The sequence below is a fragment of the Vannielia litorea genome (genome assembly GCF_019801175.1).
Taxonomy (GTDB): Bacteria; Pseudomonadota; Alphaproteobacteria; order Rhodobacterales; family Rhodobacteraceae; genus Vannielia; species Vannielia litorea_B.
Genome location: NZ_JAHVJR010000001.1, coordinates 456045 through 476509, shown reverse-complemented (window position 1 = coordinate 476509; position 20465 = coordinate 456045). Strand labels below are relative to the sequence as shown.

The window sequence follows — 20465 nt, the reverse complement described above, 5'->3', positions numbered from 1 at the left end:
GTTATGCCGGTGCAGAAAGACGGGCAAATGAGCGACGGCACGAGATGCATGTGGATGCGCGGCGGCACCTCCAAGGGGGGCTACTTTCTGGCCGCTGACCTGCCGGAGGCGCGGGACGCCTTCTTGCTCCGGGTCATGGGCTCGCCGGACATTCGCCAGATCGACGGGATGGGCGGGGCGGACCCGCTGACCTCGAAGGTGGCGGTGGTGAAGGCCTCGGAGCGCGACGGCGTGGATGTGGATTATCTCTTCCTGCAGGTCTTCACCGACCAGCCCATCGTGACCGATGCCCAGAACTGCGGGAACATCCTTGCCGGGGTCGGCCCCTTCGCCATCGAACGCGGGTTGGTGCAGGCGCAGGACGGTGAGACGCCTGTGACGATCTACATGGAGAACACCGGCCAGATCGCCGTGGCGCGGGTGAGCACGCCGGAGGGCAAGGTGAGCTATGCCGGTGAGGCGAAGATTGATGGTGTGCCGGGGACGGCGGCGGCGGTGCCGATTGCCTTCAAGGATACCGCCGGGTCGAGCTGCGGGGCGCTGCTGCCCACCGGGAATGCCTGTGACGAGATCGAGGGTGTGGCGTGCACCCTGATCGACAATGGCATGCCCTGCGTGGTGATGCGGGCCGCCGATATGGGGATTTCGGGCGAGGAGACGCCGGAGGAGCTTGAAGGCAATGAGGCGCTGCGTGAGAAGCTGGAGGCGATCCGGCTGAAGGCGGGGCCAATGATGAACCTTGGGGATGTCACCGAGAAGTCGGTGCCGAAGATGACGATGGTGAGCGCGCCGAAGGCGGGGGCGATCTCGACACGGACGTTCATTCCGCACCGCTGCCACAAGACAATTGGCGTTCTGGGCGCGGTGAGCGTGGCGACGGCCTGCCTGACGGAAGGCTCGCCTGCCTATGACCTCGCCCAGCGCGGCGAAGGCCGGGAGCGGGCCTTGTCGGTAGAGCACCCCACGGGCGAGATGACGGTGGTGGCCACCGTGGACGGTGGCGAAGTGACAGAGGCGGCGATCCTACGGACGGCGCGCAAACTGATGGACGGGGAGGTTTTTGCATGAGCGACGTGCAGGTGATGGATGCGGATTGGCTGGAGTTTCACCCCAGCCCGAAGAAGCCGGATTTCAAGCTGCCCGAGGGGGCGGTGGATGCGCATTGCCACGTGTTCGGGCCTTCGCCGGAGTTTCCCTTTGCGCCGGAACGGAAGTACACGCCCTGCAACGCGGGCAAGGACAAGCTGTTCGAATTGCGGGATTATCTGGGGTTTTCGCGCAACGTGATCGTGCAGGCGACTTGCCACGGCAAGGACAACCGGGCGATGGTGGATGCCTGCCGCGCCGCTGGCGATCTGGCCCGCGGGATTGCGAGTGTCGGCCCCGATGTGACGGATGAAGAGCTGGCCGAGATGGATGCGGCGGGCGTGCGCGGCGTGCGGTTCAACTTCGTGAAACGGCTGGTGGATGCGACGCCCAAGGAGGTCTTCATCGGCATTGCCGAGCGGATCGCCAAGCTGGGCTGGCATATCGTGGTCTATTTCGAGGCGGCCGATCTGGAAGAGTTGGTGCCGTTTCTGGAGAGCCTGCCCACCGTGCTGGTGGTCGACCACATGGGCCGCCCGGATGTGAGCAAGGGCGTGGATCACGCGGATTTTCAGCGCTTCATCGATCTGATGGCGCGGAATGAGAACATCTGGAGCAAGGTCACCTGCCCGGAGCGGCTGAGCCTGCAGGGACCGCCCTATGACGACGTGATCGCCTATTGCCGGGCCATCGTCGAGCGGTTCCCCGACCGGGTGCTCTGGGGCACCGACTGGCCGCACCCGAACATGAAGAGCCACATGCCGGATGACGGGGCGCTGGTGGATTACATCCCCAAGATCGCGCCCACGCCGGAGCAGCAGCAAAAGCTGTTGGTGGACAACCCGATGCGGCTCTACTGGGAGCGGTGACCGGGTGATTTTTGGCTGAGCGGGCGTCGCGGTGCGGCGCCCGTTTGCGTTTGCGTCGCAGCCACGCCGCCATTCGTTTTTTGCCACCGTTATTCGAAGCGCGCAAACCGGGGGACCGGCTTGATTCAGGTCAAATTCCGGCCCGCCGCCGCCATGCGATACCGCCATAAAGCAATGGAGGACAGCATGGCGCAACACAGCCACGATTATCATATCGACATACCCGGCACGACGGTGTTCGACGGGCGGATGGCCATGAAGGGCTATGCGCTGAACAAGATGTGCTACGACTTCAACCGCGCCGAAAACCGGGAGGGGTTCAGGGCCGATCCGGAAGGCTGGATGGAGGCCTACGGGCTGCGGGAAGAGCAGCGTCAGGCGATCCGCGACAATGACATCCTAGGCATGATCGCAGAGGGCGGGAACATCTATTACCTCGCCAAGCTGGCGGGCATCTTCAAGCTGAGCGTTCAGGACGTGGGCGGAATGCAGACGGGCCGGACGCGCGAAGAGTTCCAGGCCTTTCTGGCCAGTCAGGCGTGAGGGCGGGGATATGGCACAGATACTCGGTGGCATCACCACCTCGCACATCCCCGCCGTGGGCAACGCGATCGACAAGGGGTTGCAGGATGACCCCTACTGGAAGCCCTTCTTCGACGGCTACCCGAAGGTTCATGCGTGGATCAAAGAGCAAAAGCCGGACTACGTGGTGAACATCTACAACGACCACGGGCTAGGGTTTTTTCTCGACCGGATGCCGACCTTCGCGATTGGCGCGGCGCATGAATACCGAAATGAGGATGAGGGCTGGGGCCTGCCCGAACTGCCGGCGTTTCCGGGCGCGCCGGAACTGAGTTGGCATATCATCGAGAGCATGGTGGAGGATGAGTTCGATATCACCTCCTGCCAGGAGCTGGCGGTGGACCATGGCTTCGTGGTGCCGATGCAGTTGTTCTGGCCGGGGGCGCCGAACAATCCGGACATGCCGCGGGCGGTGCCGATCAGCGCAAATACGGTGCAGCACCCGATCCCGACGCTGAAGCGGGCACTGGATTTCGGCAAGGCTTTGGGCAAGGCGCTGGGGTCGTTCCCCGAGGAGGCGAAGGTGGTGATCCTCGGTACGGGTGGTTTGAGCCATCAATTGGATGGCGCACGGGCCGGGTTCATCAACAAGGAGTTCGACCAGTATTGCCTCGAGAACATCGTTTCCAACCCCGAAGAGCTGACGAAGATCTCGCGGATGGAGCTGGTTGAAAAGGCAGGCGCGCAGGGCACCGAGTTTCTGATGTGGATGATGATGCGCGGGGCGCTGGGGGATGAGGTGACGGAGATCACCCGGAATTATCACATCCCGATCTCAAACACGGCGGCCGGCACGCTCTTGCTGGAATGTGCTGCCTGAAGAGATTTTGGGCCTCCGGCGGGAGTTATTTGGAGCAAGAAAATGGAGCGGGGACGCGCGCAATTTTAATCGAATTGTCCATTTTCTTGCGGCAATTACTCCCGCCGGAGGCTTTAATTCTCTTTTGGCGCAGTGGCTGAATTGAACGGGCGTTCAGCCGAGGAAGTGCTTCAGGATGCGTTTCGTCCACTTGCCGTAGGGCGGGCGGATGAGGTGGCTGCCGTTGGGTTTGCGCTGGGTGAAGACTGACTTGGCGTGGCTCATCGACTTGAAGCCTTCTGGCCCGTGGTAGCTGCCGAGGCCGGAGGGGCCGATGCCGCCGAAGGGGAGGTCATCGACGGCAACATGCAGGAGCGTGTCATTCACCGTAACGCCGCCGGAGGTGGTGCGAGTGAGTACGGCGTCGCGGGCCTCGTCATCGGGGCCGAAGTGGTAAAGCGCGAGGGGGCGCGGGCGAGCGTTGATGTAGCTGATGGCGTCATCGATCGTGTCGTATGGGATGACGGGCAGGTGGGGGCCGAAGATTTCTTCCTGCATCACGGGCATTTCACCCGTCACGTCGAGCAGCATCGCAGGAGCGTTATCGCCCTCCAACAGTGGGAGGCGGCGGGCGCCTTGGGCGACGGCGTCGTCGGCCAGTTTGGCGAGGCGGGCGGCGTGGCGGTCGTGGATGGGGAGCGTGAAGTTTTCGTCGGCGGTGCCGGAGGGGTAGAGCTTTTTGGCCTCGGCCTGCATGGCCTCGCAGAAGGCGTCGAGCTTGTCCTTCGGAACAAGCGCGTAATCGGGGGCGATGCAGGTTTGGCCGCCGTTGACCAGCTTGCCAAAGGCGATGGAGGCGGTGGCCTCGACCATGTCGGCCCCGGGGGCGAGGATGGCCGGGCTTTTGCCGCCCAGCTCAAGAGTGACGGGCGTGAGGTTGGCGGCGGCGGCCTGCATCACCTTGCGGCCCACTTCCGTGCCGCCGGTGAAGAAGAGATGATCGAAGGGTAGCGAAGAAAACTCCGCGCCCAGCTCGGGGCCGCCTTCGACCACGGCCACCTGATCGGGGCGGAAGAGCTCTTCGAGCAGCTCGCGCATGGCGGCGGAGCAGGCGGGGGTGAACTCGGAGGGCTTCAGCATCACGCGGTTGCCTGCGGCCAGCGCCGTGGCCAGCGGGGCGAGCGCCAGCAGGTAGGGGTAGTTCCAGGGCGAGATGATGCCCACCACGCCCTTGGGTTGGTAGTGGACGCGGGACTTGCCGGGCCAGAGGGCGAAATGGGTGCTGCGGCGCTCGGGGGCCATGAAGCGGCGCAGGTTGCTGTCGAGATATTCGATAGCGTTGATCGTGGGCACGAGGTCGAGCAGCTTCGTTTCGCTCGGCGCGCGGCGACAGAAATCATCGTTCGCCGCCTTGGCCAGCACATCGGCCTTGGCCTTCACCGCCTTGGCGAGGCGGGAGAGGTCGGCGCGGCGGGTGGCCAGATCGGGCGGCGGGGCGGCGAGGAAGGCGGTGCGCTGGGTCTCGAGGATCTGGTTCAGGTCGGTCATACGGTTTCGCCTTTGCTCATTCTGTCGAGGAAGGTTTCGGCTTCGCGCAGCACGGTCTTGCGCCGGGCCTCATCCATCCTGTCCCATGTTCTGTACATCTGGGCGGTGCGGGGGCCTTGTTCAAATCTGTCGCGATGTCGCAGCAGGAAATGCCAGTAAAGCAGGTTGAAGGGGCAGGTCCCTTCCCCTGTTTTCTTGCTCACCGAATAGGCGCAGGCGCCGCAGTAGTCGGACATCTTGTTGATGTAGTTGCCAGAGGAGACATAAGGCTTTGACGCGATGACGCCGCCATCGGCGAATTGGCTCATGCCCACGGTGTTGGGGGCTTCGACCCATTCGAAGGCGTCGATGTAGACCTCAAGATACCATTCGTGGACCTCCGCCGGATTGATCTGCGCGATCAGGGCGAAGTTGCCGGTGATCATCAGCCGCTGGATGTGGTGGGCGTAGGCCTCTTCCTCGGTCTGTTTTACCGCCTGCGACAGGCAGTTCATCTTGGTTTCGGCGCCCCAGTAGAGCGGCGGCAGGCTGCGCTGGTGGTTCAGGGCGTTGCGGCGCGGATACTCCGGCCCTTCGTGGAAGTAGATGCCGCGGACGTATTCGCGCCAGCCGAGAATCTGGCGGATGAAGCCCTCGGCGGCGTTGATCGGGGCCTTGCCCTCTTTCCAAGCGGCCTCGACGCGTTGGCATACGTCGAGCGGATTGAGCAGGCCAATGTTGAGGTAGGCGGAGATCAGGGAGTGATAGAGGAAGCGCTGGTTTTGCAGCATCGCGTCCTGATAGGTGCCGAAGTTCTCCAGCGCGTCGTCGATGAAGTGGCTGAGCACCTTTTCGGCTTCTTCGGCGGTTGTGGCAAAGCCGAAGGGGCGGAGTTTGCCGAAGTTCTTGCCGAAGCGGGACTCGACGAGGCTTAGCACTTCCTCGGTGGCCTCATCCGGTTCGAACCAGAGGGGCTTGGGCAGGAAGAGGTCATCTTCGGCGGGTTTGCGATTGTCGTGGTCGTAGTTCCACTTGTCGCCAGCGGGCTCGCCCCCCTCCATCAGCAGGCCGGTCTTGCGGCGCATCTCGCGATAGAAATACTCCATCCGCAGAGCCTTGCGGCCCTTGGCCCATTGCTCGAAGTCGTCGTGGCTGGCGATGAAGCGGGTGTCTTCCAGCAGGTCGATCTTGAGCGGGCAATCCTCCAGCGCCTCGATCAGGCGCCATTCGCCGGGGCGGGTGGCGATGACCTGTTTCGCGCCATGCTCCTCGGCGCGGCGGAGGAGTTCGCCGGGGATGGAGCCGGCGTTCTGATCATCATCGAGACGGGTGTAGGCGACTTGCCAGCCATCCTCCGCGAGACGGGCGGCGAATTTGCGCATGGCGGCGAAGATCAGGGCGATCTTCTTGGGGTGGTGGCGGACGTAGTCGGTTTCCACCGCCACCTCGGCCATGACCACCACGTCCCTGCCCTTCTCCGCCGCCGCGAGGGCGGCGACGGAGGGGGTCAGCTGGTCTCCCAGAACGAGGACGAGGCGGGGTGCGCTCACCAGTCGCCGGTGTTTTCCATCGAGGCCCAGGGCTCGGCGCTTGGCAGGGCGTCGCCCTCCTGGATCAGCTCAATCGAGATGTTGTCGGGCGACTTGACGAAGGCCATGCGGCCATCGCGCGGGGGGCGGTTGATGGTGACGCCCGCGTCCATCAGCTTCTGGCAGGTGGCGTAGATGTCATCGACCCGGTAGGCGAGGTGGCCCCATGCGCGGGCGGTCTCGTATTTCTCGTCGCTGTCCCAGTTGTAGGTCAGCTCCAGTTCGGGGGCGCGGGTCTCCTTGGCGCTGGCGGCGTCCTTGGGGGCGGCGAGGAAGATGAGGGTGAACTTGCCCTGCTCGTTGTCGATCCGGCGGATCTCTTCGAGGCCGAATTTGGTGACCCAGAAATCGAGACTTTCCTCGACATCGGTAATCCGGACCATGGTGTGAACGTAGCGCATTGCTGCCCCTCCTTTGACTGTTGGGGCCAAAGGATAGGGCGCGGGGCGCGGAGCGCCAGTGTTGCGGCCCGTCCGGCGCTAGGGGATCAGCACCTGTTTGCGCGGGATGATGGATTCGGACAGCGAGCCATCGTCATACATCATCCGGATCGTCACGCTCTCGACCGTGTTGGCCGGGGCCGTGATAAGGGGGATCGGGTCGCCGTCGACCATCACGTTGGGGTTGGAGAACTCGGTGTGGCACTCGGCCATCTCCAGCGCGCGGGTGGGCGGCTCGTCGTTGAAGCCGAATTGGACCGAGTCCACGCCGCAGCGCCATGAGACGATGGGGGTGAAGAAGACGTAATCCTCATTGCCCTCGACGCGAATGGCGATCCACTTGTCCTTGATCGTTTCGAGGATGGGGCGGACCTCGGCGGCGGTGGTGAAGTTCTCGGCCTGAAGGGTGAGGGGCGCGGTGGCGAGCAGCGTGGCGGCTGTGAGCTTGAGGAAACTCATCGGGGATTTTCCTTTTCGGCAAATGGACTTTGGCTATAGTGGCCCCGAAAATGCGGGGTCCCGAGCAGTATGGCCGCGAAGCGGAAGAAATCAAAGCCTTTCAACATCGTCGTGGTCGCCCAGGGGGGCAGACTTCAGTATGAGGCGGCGCTTTTTGCGGCCTCGCTCCGGCATTTTGACCAAGGCTTCGAGGGGCGGCTTTTTGTGGCCGAGCCGCAGCCGGGGCCACGCTGGCCGGATGATCCGCGGATCGACAGTGCGGCGGTGCGCAAGCTGCTGGTGGAGGAACTGGGGGCAGAGATCCTGCCGTTCGAGAGCCACCACTTTGGCGCGGACTACCCCTATGGAAACAAGATCGAGGCGCTGCGGGCGCTGCCCGAGGGAGAGCCTTTCGTGTTCTTCGACAGTGACACGCTGGTGACGGGGGCGCTCTCTGCCCTGCCCTTCGACTTCAGCCGCCCCTCCGCCTCGATGCGGCGTGAAGGCACATGGCCCGAGGTGCCGCTCTACGGGCCCGGCTACGCGGGCATCTGGAAGAGCCTTTATGACAAGTTCGGGCTGGAGTTTGAGCCGAGCCTCGATAAGAGCCAGCCGGACGAATACTGGCGTCGCTACCTTTACTTCAACGCCGGGTGGTTCTTTGGCCCCTGCGGGCCGAGCTTTGGCGCGCGGTTCGAGGAGTATGCGCTGGCGATCCGGGACGATGCCCCTGACGCGCTGGCCTGTCAGGAGCTGGACCCGTGGCTCGACCAGGTTGCGCTGCCGCTGGTGATCCATTCCTTTGGCGGCGGGCGGCCCGGCCCGGAGTTGGACGGGTTGGATGGCGATGTGACCTGCCACTGGCGGGTGATGTCGCTGCTCTATGCCCGCGAGTCCGACCGGGTGGTAGACGCGCTGGCCGAGGTGACGGCACCCAACAAGATCAAGAAGGTGCTGAAGGAATACGAGCCCTTCAAGCGGCTGATCTTTCAGAGCAAGGGCGAGCGGGCGCGGGCGCTGTTTGACCGGGCAAAGCTGCCCCGCAAGGAACAAGCCATTCGCAACCAGTTGAAGCGTGAGAACCTCTGGATGCGGTGACGGGCGCCGGTTCGTGCGAGAACCTGCGTGCCCTACCGCTCCATCGGTTTGGCTGAGAGCCGGGCGGCCCATGTGGCGCGCAGGGTTTTCACCGCCTCGTCGCGGGCGAGCGGGCCGAGAGCGTCGTCGATCTCTTCCAGCGCTTCGGTGGTGAGCGTGCCGTCATGGGCGGCCTGCATACCGGCCACGGTGCAACTGCCCATCTTCAGTTGAAACCGCAGGCGGTTCTCTGCGGCTTGGAGGTTGGGCGTGGCCCCGACCCAGGCCTGCCCGCCGGTGCGGGCGGCATAGATCACCCAGTGTTGCGGGGCCTCCTTGGCGGCTCTTCGGGCGGCTTGCTTGTCGATCATATCGTTCGTCCTTTGCTGGCCCGCCAGTTGACATATTTTTACCCGGGTGTAAATAGCGGGCATGGACGAGACATTCACCGCATTCGAGGGTGCCCGGCGAGTGGCGCAGGGCACGCGAGCCGCGCTGACCGAGGCGCTGCGGGCCAACGGGTACGGGCCGGGCGCGGCGCTGCTGGTGTTCAGCGATTTGACAGGGCGGGAGACGGACCTCGACCTTTCAGCCCCGCCTGCCCCGCCCGCCGACACAGCGCCGCGCGGGCGCGGACGGCCCAAGCTGGGGGTGCGGGCCAAGGAAGTGACCCTCCTGCCGCGCCATTGGGAGTGGCTGGCCAGCCAGCGCGGCGGGGCCTCGGCCACGCTCAGGCGGCTGGTGGAAGAAGCGATACGGCAGCCCAACCCGGCGGCGCGGCGCGATGCGGCCTATGCCTTTTGCACCGCCATCGCGGGCGACCTGCCGGGCTATGAAGAGGCGATGCGGGCGCTCTATGCCGGCGAGGGGTTTGCCGGGGCGGTGGCGCATTGGCCGGACGATGTTCGGGCCCACGCGCTGTGGCTTGCCAGGGCGCCAGACGGCACCGCCCCTCAGCCGTAGCCGCCGCCCTGCGCGCCGCGCAGGTAGATGTTGTAGGCCTTTTCGCAGCCCGCTTGCGTGGGGGAGAAGCACTTTATCCACTGTCCGGTGGCGCTCATCTCCCAAATTTCTTCGCTCTTGCCGTCTGCATAGGTTGCCCGTTCACGGCGGGTCTTGAAGGTGCGCGCGCCGATCTTCACCTCGCCGTCCGGCAGCTTCTCGACCTTCACCGGGCGCTCGATGCCGTATTTCGGCGCGATGCCAAGGCCGGTTCCATCGGAACAGGCCGCGAGGATCGAGATTGCACCAAGCAGGATGGGGAGCTTTATCAAGGTCTTCATTTTCATACCTTTCCTGAAATTTCCCAGCCGTGGTGACGGCGCAAAAGCACTGAACAATGACGCAGGGTCACCCGGATGGGCCTGACCTGTCAAATCGCGGGGCTTTGAGACGCCCTAAAGGCGGGGTGCGCAATCGCGGAGCGCATAAAGGTCTTGCGCCGATTTCACGCTCGCCCCGATTGCCGCGCCATGAGCGCTGGCCTAGGGTCACGGCCAATCATGACGTAACGGGAGGACACCCATGAGCTACGGCTTCGACACGCTTCAGATTCACGCAGGCGCACGGCCCGATCCGGCGACCGGCGCGCGGCAGACGCCGATCTATCAGACCACGGCCTATGTGTTCCGCGATGCCGATCACGCCGCCGCGCTCTTCAACCTGCAGGAAGTGGGCTACATCTACTCGCGGCTGACCAACCCCACCGTGGCGGTGCTGCAGGAGCGGATCGCCACGCTGGAGGGCGGCGCGGGTGCGGTGTGCTGCTCGTCGGGCCATGCGGCGCAGATCATGGCGCTCTTCCCGCTGATGGGGCCGGGGCGGAATGTGGTTGTTTCGACAAGGCTTTACGGCGGGTCGATCACCCAGTTCAGCCAGACGATCAAGCGCTTCGGCTGGTCGGCCAAGTTTGTGGATTTCGACGATCTGGATGCCATCGAGGCGGCGATCGACGACGACACGCGGGCGGTCTTCTGCGAGGCCATCGCCAACCCGGGCGGCTACATCACCGACCTGCCCGCCGTGGCCAAGGTGGCCGACAAGGCGGGGCTGCCGCTGATCGTCGACAACACCTCGGCCACCCCCTACCTCTGCCGCCCGATCGAGCATGGCGCGACGCTGGTGGTGCATTCGATGACCAAGTATCTCACCGGCAATGGCACCGTGACGGGTGGCGTGGTGGTGGATTCGGGCAAGTTCGACTGGGCGGCTTCGGGCAAGTTCCCCTCGCTCTCCGAGCCGGAGCCTGCCTATCACGGCCTCAAGTTCGCCGAGACCTTCGGGCCGCTGGCCTTTACCTTCCACGGCATCGCCATCGGGCTGCGTGACCTCGGGATGACCCTGAACCCGCAGGCCGCCCATTACACGCTGATGGGCATCGAGACCCTCAGCCTGCGGATGGAGCGGCACGTGGCCAACGCCAAGAAGATCGCCGGCTGGCTGGAGACCCACCCGAACGTGGAGGCCGTGACCTACGCCGGCCTGCCCTCCTCGCCCTATGCCGGGCGGGTCAAGACGGTTTGCCCCAAGGGCGCGGGCGGACTCTTCACGGTGACGCTGAAGGGGGGCTACGAGGCCTGCGTGAAGACGGTGGACAGCCTCGAGTTGTTCTCCCACGTGGCCAACCTCGGGGACACCCGGAGCCTCGTGATCCACTCTGCCTCCACCACCCACCGCCAGCTTACCGAGGAGCAGCAGGTGGCGGCCGGGGCCGCGCCGAACGTGCTGCGGCTTTCCATCGGAATCGAGGATGCCGACGACCTGATCGCCGACCTCGGGCAAGCGCTGGAGAAGGCGCACCAATAGGCGCGGCAGCGGCGGATTTCCGCCCGCGCGGGGCTTGCAGTTTCACGACATTGTCAGCCCCGCACCTCCAACAATCCGGCCCCTGTACGGGCCGGATTTTTCGTTATGCGACAAGGCGCTTTGGCGCGAGGTGAAGGTGATGCCGCAGGAGTCGTGAAAAATTGAAAACCCGCCGTTAAGCCTGTATAGACTAAGGAGCTTTCACGCGGGCCCTGCGGCGCCCGCCCCCATTGGCCGGAAACTCCTTGGATGACCCCCGATTTCGCGCTTGATCTCAGCCTCGACGGTATCTCGCTTTTGCGGCGTGCGGAGGATGGGTGGCGACGGGTTGGCGCGGTCTCGCTGGATGCCGACCGGCTGAGCGATGACCTGGCCGCGCTGCGGGCACAGGCGGGGGGCGCGGTCGCGACCAAGCTGGTGATCCCCAACGGCCAAATTCTATACACCACTTGCCCAGCCAGCGGCCGCGACGAGCTGGCCGACGAGGTACGCGTGCGTGCCGCACTGGTGGGGGCGACGCCCTACGAGGTTTCGGACCTGCTGTTCGACTGGGAGTCGGACGGCGAGACGCTGCACATCGCCGTGGTCGCCCGCGAAACGCTGGAAGAGGCCCGCGCCTTCGCGGCCGAGCACGGCTTCGGCCCGGTGGGCTACGTGGCGGTGCCGCCGCGCGGGGCCTTCCTGCGCGAGCCTTTCTTCGGCCCGGTGGATCGCGGCCCCGGCGCTGGCCCGGTGATGCTGGCCGATGCCGAACCGATCGAGGTTGTGGGCGACTGGGAAGAGCCTGCGGCGGTGGCTGCGGAGCCGGTTGAGGTAGAGGCCGAGGCGGAAGCTGCGGCGGATGCCGAGGGTGTGGCCGAGGTGGCGGAAGGTGCGCCGGAAGAGGCCATCGCTGAGGGTGCTGAGACGTTGGAGGTTGCCGAAGAGGCTGCGCCCGTCGTTGATGAGGTCGCCGAACCGGAGACGGTTGAGCCTGAACTTGCCGAGATCGAAGAGGTTAACGCGGTTGCAGAAGAGGCTGCGCCCGAGGTTGTTGAGGCGGCTGGTGATGAAGCACCGACTGAGGCTGACGCGCCTGCGCTGGAAGATGAAGACTCAGGTGTAGAGGCAGCGGCCCCTGAAGAGGTCGCGGCGCCGGAAGAGGAGGCGCTTAGCGAGAATGAGCCTGCCGAGGATGAGCCTGAAGCCCCGGCGGCTGCAATGCCTGCTTTCAGCTCGATCCGCGCCCAGACGCCCGAGGGGCAGGCGCCCCGGCTGGGCGCGGCGCGGTCCGACGCAGCCAGCGGCGCGGTGCGCAAGCTGGGCGGCGCAACGCGTGGCAAAGCCGAGAACACCGTAGCCAAGCCCGACGCCGCAGCCAAACCCGAACCGCAAGAGAAGCCGGCGGCGAAGGTGGTGGCCAAGCCTGCCGAGACGGCGGCACGGACCATCGCGGCGATGACGCCCGAAGCCGCGGACGGCACCCCTGCGGCCAAGCCGGACCCCGAGCTTGCCCCGCAGGATGCCAGCCCGCGCAGCAAGGCGGCCTTTGCGGCCTTCCGCGACAAGGTGGGCACTTTGCGCCGCAAGCCCGAGGGCGGCTCTGCGCTCACGCCCGAGATCATTGCCGCACCGCTGCCCAAGCCCACGCCGGACGACCTGCCCAAGCGCCTCTCGCAAGAGGCCACGGCGGGCGACATGACCATCTTCGGCGCGCGCGGCAAAGCCAAGCCGAAACAGCGCAAGGGCTTCCCCATCGGGCTGACGCTCGGGCTGGTGCTGTTTCTCGGCATGGTCGGCCTCTGGTCGAAACTCTTTATCGCGGGCGGCGACACTGATGGCGCCCCCGTGGTCGCCGAGCAGAGCGTGGCAGGCACGCTGCCGCTGCTTGGCCGGAACACCGGGGCCGATGGCGCCCTGACCCGCTCGATCACCTTCTCGGAGACCGGCACCAGCGGTGCGACCACCGAGCCAGAAGGCGAGGCCGAACTGGCCGAGGCCCTGCAGGCTCCGGCCCCGACAGACCCGGCGATGGAAGGCGAGGCCCAGATGGCCAGCCTTGCGGACGACCCCTTCTCCGCGTTGCCCGAAGAAGAGCCGCGCATCGCAGAGCCGATGCTCGAAAACCCGCCGTTGCCCGAGATCGACGCCGATGCAGAGCCCGCCGAGGACGAGTTGGCCGACATGGAGCCGGAGCCGGAGGCCACCCCTGCGGCGCCGCTGAGCCCGGAGGAGGCGCAGGCCGCCTATGCCGAGAGCGGCATCTGGCAGCAGGCCCCGCAACCCGCCAGCCTGCCCGCCGAAGAGAGCACCGACGACATTTACATCGCCTCCATCGACCCGGCGGTGACCGGCTATGACGCGGTGGCGCTGCCCCGTGCCGAAACCGGGAGCGGCAGCGATGCCGCCCTGCCCCGCCAGCCCAGCCCGATGCCCCCCGGCCAGGACGTGGAGTTTGACGCCGATGGCTCGATCCGCCCGACGCAGGAGGGCGTGGTCACCGCTGGCGGCGTAACGCTTTACGCCGGGCGCCCCCATGTGGTGCCGCGCGTGCGGCCCGGCACGGCGCAGGAGGCCAGCGCCGAGGCTCAGGCCGAGACCGAGGCGGAAACGGCGGGCGAGACCGAAGCCGACAGCGCCCTCGCCGGGCTGCGCCCCAAGGCGCGCCCGGAAGGGCTGATTGAAGAGAACGAGAAGGCCACGCTCGGCGGACGCACCCGTGCGGAGCTGGCAGGGCTGCGGCCCAAGGCGCGCCCGCAATCGGTGCAGGATGAGGCCGAGAGCGCCCGTCAGGCCGCCATTGAACAAGCCGTGCGCGACAGCGAGAGCGAATCCGCCGAACTGGCCGCCGACGAGGAGCGCGCCGCAGCAGAGGCCCAGGCCCGCGCCGAGGCCGAGCTGCAGAACGCCTCGCGCTTGGCCGTTGCCGCCTCGCGCAAGCCCGCCGCCAAGCCGCGCAACTTTGGAAACAAAGTCGCCGCCGCGCGCAAGAAGGCGGAGGAAGAGGCCGAGGCGCAGGCCCGCGCGGCCGCAGCCGCCGCTGCCCGCTCGACCACGGCGCCCCAGGCCGACAGCGGCTCCACCCAGACGGCCACTGCCGCCGTGGTCCTGCCGCGCAACCAGAGGGTCGCGCCCTCGGTGCCCTCCAGCGCCTCGGTGGCCAAGGCTGCAACTGACCGCAACGTGCTGAAACTGCGCGACATCAACCTGATCGGCGTCTTCGGCTCACCCTCGCAGCGCCGCGCCCTCGTGCGCCTGCCCTCGGGCAGGCTGATCAAGGTGAAGGCGGGCGACCGGCTGGATGGCGGCAAGGTCGCCGCGATCGGCCAGAACGAGCTGCGCTACGTGAAGCGCGGAAAGAACATCACCCTCGCCATGCCATCGGGCTGAGGCGCGCGGGCGGGGCTGTTTGACATCCCCGCCGCGCCGGTGTTCCTGTGACCCGAAATCTGGCAGCAGGAGACAGGCCATGAAATCGGTGGACCTCGGCAGGTTTTCCATTGCGAACGACAAACCCTTTGCCCTGCTGGCCGGCCCCTGCCAGCTGGAGAGCCTCGACCATGCGCGGATGCTGGCCGAGAAGATCGGCGCGGCGGCGGGCGAGCGCGGCATCCCTTTCGTGTTCAAGGCGAGCTACGACAAGGCCAACCGCACCTCGCTCTCTGGCAAGCGGGGGCTTGGGATCGAGAAGGGGCTGGAAGTGCTGGCCGCGATCCGCGAGGAGTTCGGCTGCCCTGTAGTGACCGATGTGCACGATGTGGCGCAGGCGCAGCGGGCGGGCGAGGTGGTGGATATCCTGCAGATCCCGGCGTTCCTTTGCCGCCAGACCGACCTGCTGCTGGCCGCCGGAAAGGCGGGCAAGGCGATCAACGTGAAGAAGGGGCAGTTTCTGGCGCCTTGGGACATGGCCAATGTGGCCGAAAAGATCGCGAGCACGGGTAATGAGCGGATCATGCTCTGCGAGCGCGGCACGAGCTTTGGCTACAACGCACTGGTGAGCGACTTCCGCGGCCTGCCAATCATGGCAGAGACGGGCTATCCGGTGGTGTTCGACGCGACCCATTCGGTGCAGCAGCCGGGCGGGCTTGGCGGCTCGACGGGTGGCAAGCGCGAGTATGTGCCCGTGCTGGCGGCAGCGGCCGTGGCGGTGGGCTGCGCGGCTGTCTTCATGGAAGTGCATGAAAACCCCGACAACGCGCCTTCGGACGGGCCGAACATGCTGCGGCTGGCGGACCTGCCGGCGGTGCTGGACAGGTTGAAGGCGCTGGACGCGGTCACGAAGGGCTGAGGCGCGGGGCGCTCATTCGCCCTTCGAGGCGTTTTCATAGGGGCACTGATTAGCCCGCCTTTCAGGCGGCGTCTTCCGGCTTCAACTCGCCGCTCTCGATCTGCTCCTGCTCGATGCTCTCGAAGAGCGCCTTGAAGTTGCCCTCGCCGAAGCCGTCATCGCCCTTGCGCTGAATGAACTCGAAGAAGATCGGGCCGATCACGGTTTTCGAGAAGATCTGGAGCAGGATACGGGTTTCGCCGCCGTCCACCACGCCCTCGCCGTCGATCAGGATGCCGTGCTTCATCATCCGGTCGAGCGGCTCGTCGTGGCCCTGCACGCGGTCCTTGCTCATCTTGTAATAGGTCTCGGGCGGGCCGGGCATGAACTTGACGCCCATCTCGGCGATCTGGTCGGTCGCCTCGTAGATATCACGTGCGCCCACGGCGATGTGCTGGATGCCCTCGCCGTTGTACTTTTTCAGGTAGGCGACGATCTGGCCGGTCTCGCCCCGGTCCTCGTTGATCGGGATACGGATGCGGCCGCAGGGGGAGGTCAGGGCGCGGGAGAAGAGGCCGGTGAACTTGCCCTCGATGTCGAAGAAGCGGATCTCACGGAAGTTGAAGAGCTTGCCGTAGAACTGGAACCACTTGTCCATGTTGCCCTTGAAGACGTTATGGGTGAGGTGGTCGAGGTAGTAGAAGCCCACGCCCATGGGGTGGGCGCTGTCGTGCCAGTCGAACTCGGCGTTGTAGGCGCTGGTCTCGAAATAATCCTCGATGAAGTAGATCAGGCTGCCGCCGATGCCGCGAATGGCGGGCACGTCCATCGTTTTGCCGGGGCCTTCATAAGGCTCGGCGCCGTTTTTCACGGCATGGCCGAAGGCGTGCTGCGCATCCACCACGCGCCAGCCCATGGAGGGGGCGCAGGGGCCGTGCTCTTCAACGAAGTCGCGACCGTGGGTGCCGGGCTCGTCGTTCAGCAGGTAACTGATATCGCCCTGCTGCCAAAGCTCGATGCGCTTGGTCTTGTGGGTGGCTACGTGGGTGTAACCCATCGCGCGGAAGGTCTCGCGCAGGTGCTCGGGGTCGGGGTGGGCGAATTCGACGAACTCGAAGCCATCGGTGCCGGCGGGGTTTTCGGGGGTGATCGTCGCCTTGGGGGCGTCGTGGGGGAAGGGGCCCATGGGTATCTCCTGTGCGCTTTCGGCCAGTTTAGCGCGGGATGCGGGCGGGGAGTGCGCGTTATGGCTGGAAATTGCAGGACTATCCGCGTTTACTGCGCATTAATATCGCCGTTCACGTTAATACCCCGCATGATACTCGACAAAACCGACTCATTCCTGCTTCGGCTCCTGCAACAGGATGCCAACCAGACCGCCGAGACCCTTGGCCAGAAGCTGGGCCTCAGCCCGAGCCAAGCCGGGCGGCGGCGGCAGCGGCTGGAGGCGGAGGGGCTGATCGCGGGCTACGGCGCGCGGGTGGACCCGGAGGCAGTGGGGCTGGGGGTGCAGGCGATGATTCAGGTGCATATGGCCGCCCATGCCCCCGATGCTGCGCAGAGCTTTGCCCGGCTGGTGGAGCGCACCGGCGAGATTACCAGCGCATGGGTGATGACCGGCGATGCCGATTACCTGCTGCGCATCTACTGCCGCGATCTGGCGGCCCTCAACCGGCTGGTGCAGGAAGTTCTGCTGCCCCACCCCTCGGTCGCGCGGGTGCAAAGCCAGATCGTGATGGACCAGCTTAAGCCCGACGGCCCCCTGCCTCTGTGAGCGCCGCGCCAAGCGCCCACGAGAGCGCCGCTGTAACCAAGTGAAAGATAATGTGCCCTGCCGCACAGCGTTTTCGCCCGCTGCGGGGCGCTGCGGCCATTCCATTTTGGCCTCTGCCTGATACTTCTGGAAAGGACGAAACAGGGCGGGCGCTATGGAAGAGTTCCTTTATCAGGCGGTGATCTACCTCAGCGCGGCTGTGGTCGCGGTGCCGATTTCGGCGCGGCTCGGCATGGGATCGGTGCTGGGATACCTGCTTTCAGGCATCGTGATTGGCCCGATCCTCGGCCTTGTGGGGAGCGAAACGCAGGAGCTTCAACACTTCGCCGAGTTCGGCGTGGTGGTGATGCTCTTCCTGATCGGTCTGGAGCTGGAGCCGAAGGCGCTGTGGAACATGCGGCACCGGCTCTTGGGGCTTGGCGGGCTTCAGGTGGTGGGCACCTCCCTTGTGATTGCGGGCTGCGGCATGGCGCTTGGCCTTACGTGGAGCCTTGCGCTTGCCGTGGGCATGACCTTTGCCCTCTCCTCCACCGCGATCGTGCTGCAGACCCTCAGCGAGAAGGGGCTGATGCAGTCGCCCGGCGGGCGCTCGATCATCTCGGTGCTGCTGACGCAGGATATCGCGGTGATCCCGATCCTGGCGATCCTGCCGCTGCTGCCGGTGGCCTTTGTGCCCCAGCTCGATGACAGTGGGGCCATTCAGGTAGGCGGCGAAGAGGCGCATCATGCGATGTCGCTGGTCGAGGGGCTGCCGGGCTGGGGCGTGGCGCTGGTGACGGTCGGCGCGGTGGCGGCGGTGATCCTTGCCGGCATCTTCCTGACGCGGCCGCTGTTCAAGTTCATCCACATGGCCAAGCTGCGCGAGCTTTACACCGCCACAGCCCTGCTGATGGTGGTGATGATCGCCTTCCTGATGAACCTTGTGGGCCTCTCCCCTGCCCTCGGCACCTTCCTCGGCGGCGTGATGCTCGCGAACTCGGAGTTCCGCCACCAGATCGAGGCCGACCTGAACCCGTTCAAGGGGCTGCTGCTTGGCCTCTTCTTCATCACCGTGGGCGCGGGCATCAACTTTACCGTGCTGTGGAACAACATCTTCACCATCATCGGCCTCACGCTGGGGGTGATGCTGGTGAAGGGGCTGATCCTCTTTGCGCTGGCGTGGATGTTCAAGCTGCGCACCAAGGGGCAATGGCTCTTTACCCTCGGTCTGGCGCAGGCCGGTGAGTTTGGCTTCGTGCTGGTGGGCTTCATGACCGGGCAGCGCATGCTGGACCCGGTGCTGGCGCAGATCCTGCTGCTGGTGGTGGCCATGACCATGCTGCTCACGCCGCTGTTCTTCATCCTCTACGAGAAGCTTTCGGAGCGGATGGCGGAGGAGAGCGAGGCACCGGAGCCGGACGAGATGGACGAGACCGCGCCGGTGATCATCGCCGGGCTAGGCCGCTTCGGGCAGGTGGTGAGCCGGATGGTCAGCGCCGCCGGGGTGAACACCACCGTGCTCGACCATAACCTTGAAACCATCAACCTTCTGCGGCGCTTCGGCTTCAAGGGGTTCTTTGGCGACCCGACGCGCCCGGAGTTGCTGCATGCCGCAGGCATCCACCATGCGCGGGTTCTGGTGGTGGCGCTCGACAACCCCAAGACCGCCGTGCAGCTGGTGCACTATGCCCGCGAGGTGCGGCCCGACATTCACATCATCGCCCGCGCGCGGGACCGGCTGCATGTGTATGAGCTCTACAAGGCGGGAGCGAATGACATCATCCGCGAGCTGTTCGACTCCAGCCTGCGGGCCGGGCGCTACGTGCTGGAGAACATGGAGTTCTCGGAGTTCGAGGCGAGCGAGGTGGAGCGCCGGTTCTACAAGCACGACCGGCATATTTTGCGGGAGCTGGCGGAGCTGTGGAACCCGGATATCCCGCTGAGCCACAACGAGGCCTATGTGGCCCGGACCCGGGAGCTGAATTCGGAGCTGGAGGCGGCGCTGGTGCGGGAGATCCTGCAGGGCCGGTCGCAGGGCGGTGCGGATGCGGCGGAGTGAGTTGCCTGCCAAATGAAAAGGGCCGCGCCCGGAGGCACGGCCCTTTGAAAGCATAGGCTGCGGCCGTCAGGCGGCGGCGCGGCTCACCAGCACGTCATCGACCTGCTTCTGCGCGCCGGCCTCGTCGGTGCCCGACACGGCGGCCACTTCACGGGTCAGGCGCTCGAGCGCTGCCTCGTAGAGCTGACGCTCGGAGTAGGACTGCTCGCGCTGGTCGTCGGTGCGGTGCAGGTCGCGGACCACTTCGGCAATCGCGATCAGGTCGCCGGAGTTGATCTTTTGCTCATATTCCTGCGCCCGGCGGGACCACATGGCGCGCTTGACCTTGGCCTTGCCCTTCAAGGTCTTCATGGCCAGCGACACGGTGTCGGGCGTGGAGAGCGAGCGCATGCCGACCTCGGTGGCCTTGTGGGTGGGCACGCGGAGGGTCATCTTGTCTTTCTCGAAGGAGATCACGAAGAGCTCCAGCTCGAAGCCGGCGACCTCCTGCTTTTCGATCGAGACGATCTTGCCCACGCCGTGGGCCGGGTACACAACGAAATCGTTGGGGCGAAACTCGGATTTCTTCTTGGTCATTCAGGGCCTTCCTTAGCCGATCCCTTGGAGCCGAAAAGGCCCTTCCCCGGCGCGTGTGCTTCCGGGAGCGGGCCTTGTTTGCGCTATGAATTCCCCCGGTCTGGCGAGCAGCGCAGCGACGGGAGCCTCAGGATTTATGTTCCATCGGCAAGGAATATATCACAAAAATCGCGATTCTCAAAGCGCGTCGCGCGGGGCCACGCGCGACGTTTTGACCAACTGGTCAATTTCAGGCGGCGCCGTGCGGCTCAGCCGCCCTCGCCAGCCGCCTCCGAGAACAGGTCCATCTTGCCCGGTTTGCCGTCCATGTCGTCGGCATTCGGCAGCGGATCCTTCTTGGTCACGATGACCGGCCACATCTCGGAGTACTTGCGGTTGAACTCCACCCACTTCTCCATGTCCGGCTCGGTATCCGGGCGGATGGCGTCGGCGGGGCACTCTGGCTCGCAAACGCCGCAGTCGATGCATTCGTCAGGGTGGATCACCAGCATGTTCTCGCCCTCGTAGAAACAATCCACGGGGCACACCTCGACACAGTCGGTGTATTTGCAGGCGATGCAGTTGTCGTTGACGATATAGGTCATGCGGGCCTCTTTGCCGTTCGGGGCAGAGGTATTTC

At 65.4% G+C, this 20465-nt stretch carries 20 protein-coding genes; 11 read left to right on the top strand and 9 right to left on the bottom strand.

Annotation, left to right across the window (positions count from 1 at the left end; translation table 11 throughout):
* The first annotated feature begins 27 nt into the window (after nucleotides 1-27).
* The 4 genes from KUV38_RS02360 to KUV38_RS02345 all read left to right on the top strand — a co-directional run bounded on the left by KUV38_RS02360 (nucleotide 28) and on the right by KUV38_RS02345 (nucleotide 3357).
* Nucleotides 28-1068: a 4-oxalomesaconate tautomerase gene (locus KUV38_RS02360; RefSeq protein WP_222468512.1), complete on the top strand. Its 1041-nt coding sequence runs from the start codon at nucleotides 28-30 to the stop codon at nucleotides 1066-1068.
* Nucleotides 1065-1955 carry an amidohydrolase family protein gene (locus tag KUV38_RS02355; RefSeq protein WP_315898585.1) on the top strand — a complete coding sequence of 297 codons (891 nt, stop codon included), beginning with the start codon at nucleotides 1065-1067 and terminating at the stop codon, nucleotides 1953-1955. Before KUV38_RS02360 ends, KUV38_RS02355 begins: the two co-directional genes overlap by 4 nt.
* A 186-nt stretch (nucleotides 1956-2141) precedes the next feature.
* Nucleotides 2142-2498: a protocatechuate 4,5-dioxygenase subunit alpha gene (locus KUV38_RS02350; protein ID WP_222468511.1), complete on the top strand. Its 357-nt coding sequence runs from the start codon at nucleotides 2142-2144 to the stop codon at nucleotides 2496-2498.
* A 10-nt stretch (nucleotides 2499-2508) separates the two neighbouring features.
* On the top strand, nucleotides 2509-3357 hold the full coding sequence (locus KUV38_RS02345) for a class III extradiol dioxygenase family protein (RefSeq protein ID WP_222468510.1): 849 nt from the start codon (nucleotides 2509-2511) through the stop codon (nucleotides 3355-3357).
* A 153-nt stretch (nucleotides 3358-3510) separates the two neighbouring features.
* Here KUV38_RS02345 and KUV38_RS02340 read toward each other — a convergent pair whose 3' ends face one another.
* The 4 genes from KUV38_RS02340 to KUV38_RS02325 all read right to left on the bottom strand — a co-directional run bounded on the left by KUV38_RS02340 (nucleotide 3511) and on the right by KUV38_RS02325 (nucleotide 7351).
* Entirely contained in the window at nucleotides 3511-4884 is a 1374-nt protein-coding gene (locus tag KUV38_RS02340; protein WP_222468509.1) for a coniferyl aldehyde dehydrogenase, read from the bottom strand.
* Complete coding sequence (locus KUV38_RS02335) at nucleotides 4881-6413, bottom strand: cryptochrome/photolyase family protein (protein ID WP_222468508.1); 1533 nt, start codon at nucleotides 6411-6413, stop codon at nucleotides 4881-4883. Before KUV38_RS02335 ends, KUV38_RS02340 begins: the two co-directional genes overlap by 4 nt.
* The gene (locus KUV38_RS02330) at nucleotides 6410-6853 is read right to left on the bottom strand and encodes a VOC family protein (protein ID WP_222468507.1); all 444 of its coding nucleotides are present in this window, start codon (nucleotides 6851-6853) and stop codon (nucleotides 6410-6412) included. The genes KUV38_RS02335 and KUV38_RS02330 overlap by 4 nt, the downstream gene beginning before the upstream one ends.
* Before the next feature lie 78 nt (nucleotides 6854-6931).
* On the bottom strand, nucleotides 6932-7351 hold the full coding sequence (locus KUV38_RS02325) for a hypothetical protein (RefSeq protein ID WP_222468506.1): 420 nt from the start codon (nucleotides 7349-7351) through the stop codon (nucleotides 6932-6934).
* A 69-nt stretch (nucleotides 7352-7420) separates the two neighbouring features.
* On the opposite strand from KUV38_RS02325, the gene KUV38_RS02320 reads away from it, so the two are divergent.
* Entirely contained in the window at nucleotides 7421-8428 is a 1008-nt protein-coding gene (locus KUV38_RS02320) for a hypothetical protein (protein ID WP_222468505.1), read from the top strand.
* A 32-nt stretch (nucleotides 8429-8460) separates the two neighbouring features.
* Here the strand turns inward: KUV38_RS02320 and KUV38_RS02315 are convergent, their stop codons facing one another.
* A complete protein-coding gene (locus KUV38_RS02315; RefSeq protein WP_222468504.1) occupies nucleotides 8461-8778 on the bottom strand; it encodes a hypothetical protein in 318 nt (105 codons plus the stop codon).
* Nucleotides 8779-8839: 61 nt separating this feature from the next.
* Between KUV38_RS02315 and KUV38_RS02310 the strand changes: the two genes are divergently transcribed.
* On the top strand, nucleotides 8840-9370 hold the full coding sequence (locus KUV38_RS02310; protein ID WP_222468503.1) for a DUF2239 family protein: 531 nt from the start codon (nucleotides 8840-8842) through the stop codon (nucleotides 9368-9370).
* On the opposite strand, the gene KUV38_RS02305 is transcribed toward KUV38_RS02310, so the two are convergent.
* Nucleotides 9361-9690 carry a hypothetical protein gene (locus tag KUV38_RS02305; protein WP_222468502.1) on the bottom strand — a complete coding sequence of 110 codons (330 nt, stop codon included), beginning with the start codon at nucleotides 9688-9690 and terminating at the stop codon, nucleotides 9361-9363. The genes KUV38_RS02310 and KUV38_RS02305 overlap by 10 nt on opposite strands.
* Nucleotides 9691-9931: 241 nt before the next feature.
* Here KUV38_RS02305 and KUV38_RS02300 point away from each other — a divergent pair, with 241 nt between their 5' ends.
* From KUV38_RS02300 to kdsA, 3 genes are all read left to right on the top strand, one after another.
* Nucleotides 9932-11212 (top strand): O-acetylhomoserine aminocarboxypropyltransferase/cysteine synthase family protein, encoded by a 1281-nt coding sequence (locus KUV38_RS02300; protein ID WP_222468501.1) that lies wholly within the window; start codon nucleotides 9932-9934, stop codon nucleotides 11210-11212.
* Nucleotides 11213-11461: 249 nt separating this feature from the next.
* On the top strand, nucleotides 11462-14581 hold the full coding sequence (locus tag KUV38_RS02295; protein WP_222468500.1) for a hypothetical protein: 3120 nt from the start codon (nucleotides 11462-11464) through the stop codon (nucleotides 14579-14581).
* A 79-nt stretch (nucleotides 14582-14660) separates the two neighbouring features.
* Nucleotides 14661-15479 (top strand): 3-deoxy-8-phosphooctulonate synthase, encoded by an 819-nt coding sequence (kdsA, locus tag KUV38_RS02290; protein WP_222468499.1) that lies wholly within the window; start codon nucleotides 14661-14663, stop codon nucleotides 15477-15479.
* Nucleotides 15480-15540: 61 nt separating this feature from the next.
* On the opposite strand, the gene hppD is transcribed toward kdsA, so the two are convergent.
* Nucleotides 15541-16644 carry a 4-hydroxyphenylpyruvate dioxygenase gene (gene hppD, locus KUV38_RS02285; protein ID WP_222468498.1) on the bottom strand — a complete coding sequence of 368 codons (1104 nt, stop codon included), beginning with the start codon at nucleotides 16642-16644 and terminating at the stop codon, nucleotides 15541-15543.
* A 132-nt stretch (nucleotides 16645-16776) separates the two neighbouring features.
* On the opposite strand from hppD, the gene KUV38_RS02280 reads away from it, so the two are divergent.
* Both KUV38_RS02280 and KUV38_RS02275 read left to right on the top strand, forming a co-directional pair.
* Entirely contained in the window at nucleotides 16777-17232 is a 456-nt protein-coding gene (locus KUV38_RS02280; protein ID WP_222470930.1) for an Lrp/AsnC family transcriptional regulator, read from the top strand.
* A gap of 154 nt (nucleotides 17233-17386) precedes the next feature.
* A complete protein-coding gene (locus tag KUV38_RS02275; RefSeq protein ID WP_222468497.1) occupies nucleotides 17387-19270 on the top strand; it encodes a cation:proton antiporter in 1884 nt (627 codons plus the stop codon).
* A 66-nt stretch (nucleotides 19271-19336) separates the two neighbouring features.
* Here KUV38_RS02275 and KUV38_RS02270 read toward each other — a convergent pair whose 3' ends face one another.
* Both KUV38_RS02270 and fdxA read right to left on the bottom strand, forming a co-directional pair.
* Nucleotides 19337-19846, bottom strand: a complete 510-nt coding sequence (locus KUV38_RS02270; RefSeq protein WP_222468496.1) for a CarD family transcriptional regulator — start codon at nucleotides 19844-19846, stop codon at nucleotides 19337-19339.
* A 248-nt stretch (nucleotides 19847-20094) separates the two neighbouring features.
* Nucleotides 20095-20430: a ferredoxin FdxA gene (gene fdxA / locus KUV38_RS02265; protein WP_222468495.1), complete on the bottom strand. Its 336-nt coding sequence runs from the start codon at nucleotides 20428-20430 to the stop codon at nucleotides 20095-20097.
* Nucleotides 20431-20465: the final 35 nt, after the last annotated feature.

Bases quoted from the DNA above. Each gene is read 5' to 3' on its own strand.
- hppD (WP_222468498.1), bottom strand. From the start codon at position 16,644: ATGGGCCCCTTCCCCCACGACGCCCCCAAGGCGACGATCACCCCCGAA.
- KUV38_RS02270 (WP_222468496.1), bottom strand. From the start codon at position 19,846: ATGACCAAGAAGAAATCCGAGTTTCGCCCCAACGATTTCGTTGTGTAC.
- KUV38_RS02340 (WP_222468509.1), bottom strand. From the start codon at position 4,884: ATGACCGACCTGAACCAGATCCTCGAGACCCAGCGCACCGCCTTCCTC.
- KUV38_RS02355 (WP_315898585.1), top strand. From the start codon at position 1,065: ATGAGCGACGTGCAGGTGATGGATGCGGATTGGCTGGAGTTTCACCCC.
- KUV38_RS02310 (WP_222468503.1), top strand. From the start codon at position 8,840: ATGGACGAGACATTCACCGCATTCGAGGGTGCCCGGCGAGTGGCGCAG.
- KUV38_RS02315 (WP_222468504.1), bottom strand. From the start codon at position 8,778: ATGATCGACAAGCAAGCCGCCCGAAGAGCCGCCAAGGAGGCCCCGCAA.
- KUV38_RS02320 (WP_222468505.1), top strand. From the start codon at position 7,421: ATGGCCGCGAAGCGGAAGAAATCAAAGCCTTTCAACATCGTCGTGGTC.
- KUV38_RS02275 (WP_222468497.1), top strand. From the start codon at position 17,387: ATGGAAGAGTTCCTTTATCAGGCGGTGATCTACCTCAGCGCGGCTGTG.
- KUV38_RS02325 (WP_222468506.1), bottom strand. From the start codon at position 7,351: ATGAGTTTCCTCAAGCTCACAGCCGCCACGCTGCTCGCCACCGCGCCC.
- fdxA (WP_222468495.1), bottom strand. From the start codon at position 20,430: ATGACCTATATCGTCAACGACAACTGCATCGCCTGCAAATACACCGAC.
- KUV38_RS02345 (WP_222468510.1), top strand. From the start codon at position 2,509: ATGGCACAGATACTCGGTGGCATCACCACCTCGCACATCCCCGCCGTG.
- kdsA (WP_222468499.1), top strand. From the start codon at position 14,661: ATGAAATCGGTGGACCTCGGCAGGTTTTCCATTGCGAACGACAAACCC.
- KUV38_RS02330 (WP_222468507.1), bottom strand. From the start codon at position 6,853: ATGCGCTACGTTCACACCATGGTCCGGATTACCGATGTCGAGGAAAGT.
- KUV38_RS02305 (WP_222468502.1), bottom strand. From the start codon at position 9,690: ATGAAGACCTTGATAAAGCTCCCCATCCTGCTTGGTGCAATCTCGATC.
- KUV38_RS02350 (WP_222468511.1), top strand. From the start codon at position 2,142: ATGGCGCAACACAGCCACGATTATCATATCGACATACCCGGCACGACG.
- KUV38_RS02300 (WP_222468501.1), top strand. From the start codon at position 9,932: ATGAGCTACGGCTTCGACACGCTTCAGATTCACGCAGGCGCACGGCCC.
- KUV38_RS02295 (WP_222468500.1), top strand. From the start codon at position 11,462: ATGACCCCCGATTTCGCGCTTGATCTCAGCCTCGACGGTATCTCGCTT.
- KUV38_RS02360 (WP_222468512.1), top strand. From the start codon at position 28: ATGAGCGACGGCACGAGATGCATGTGGATGCGCGGCGGCACCTCCAAG.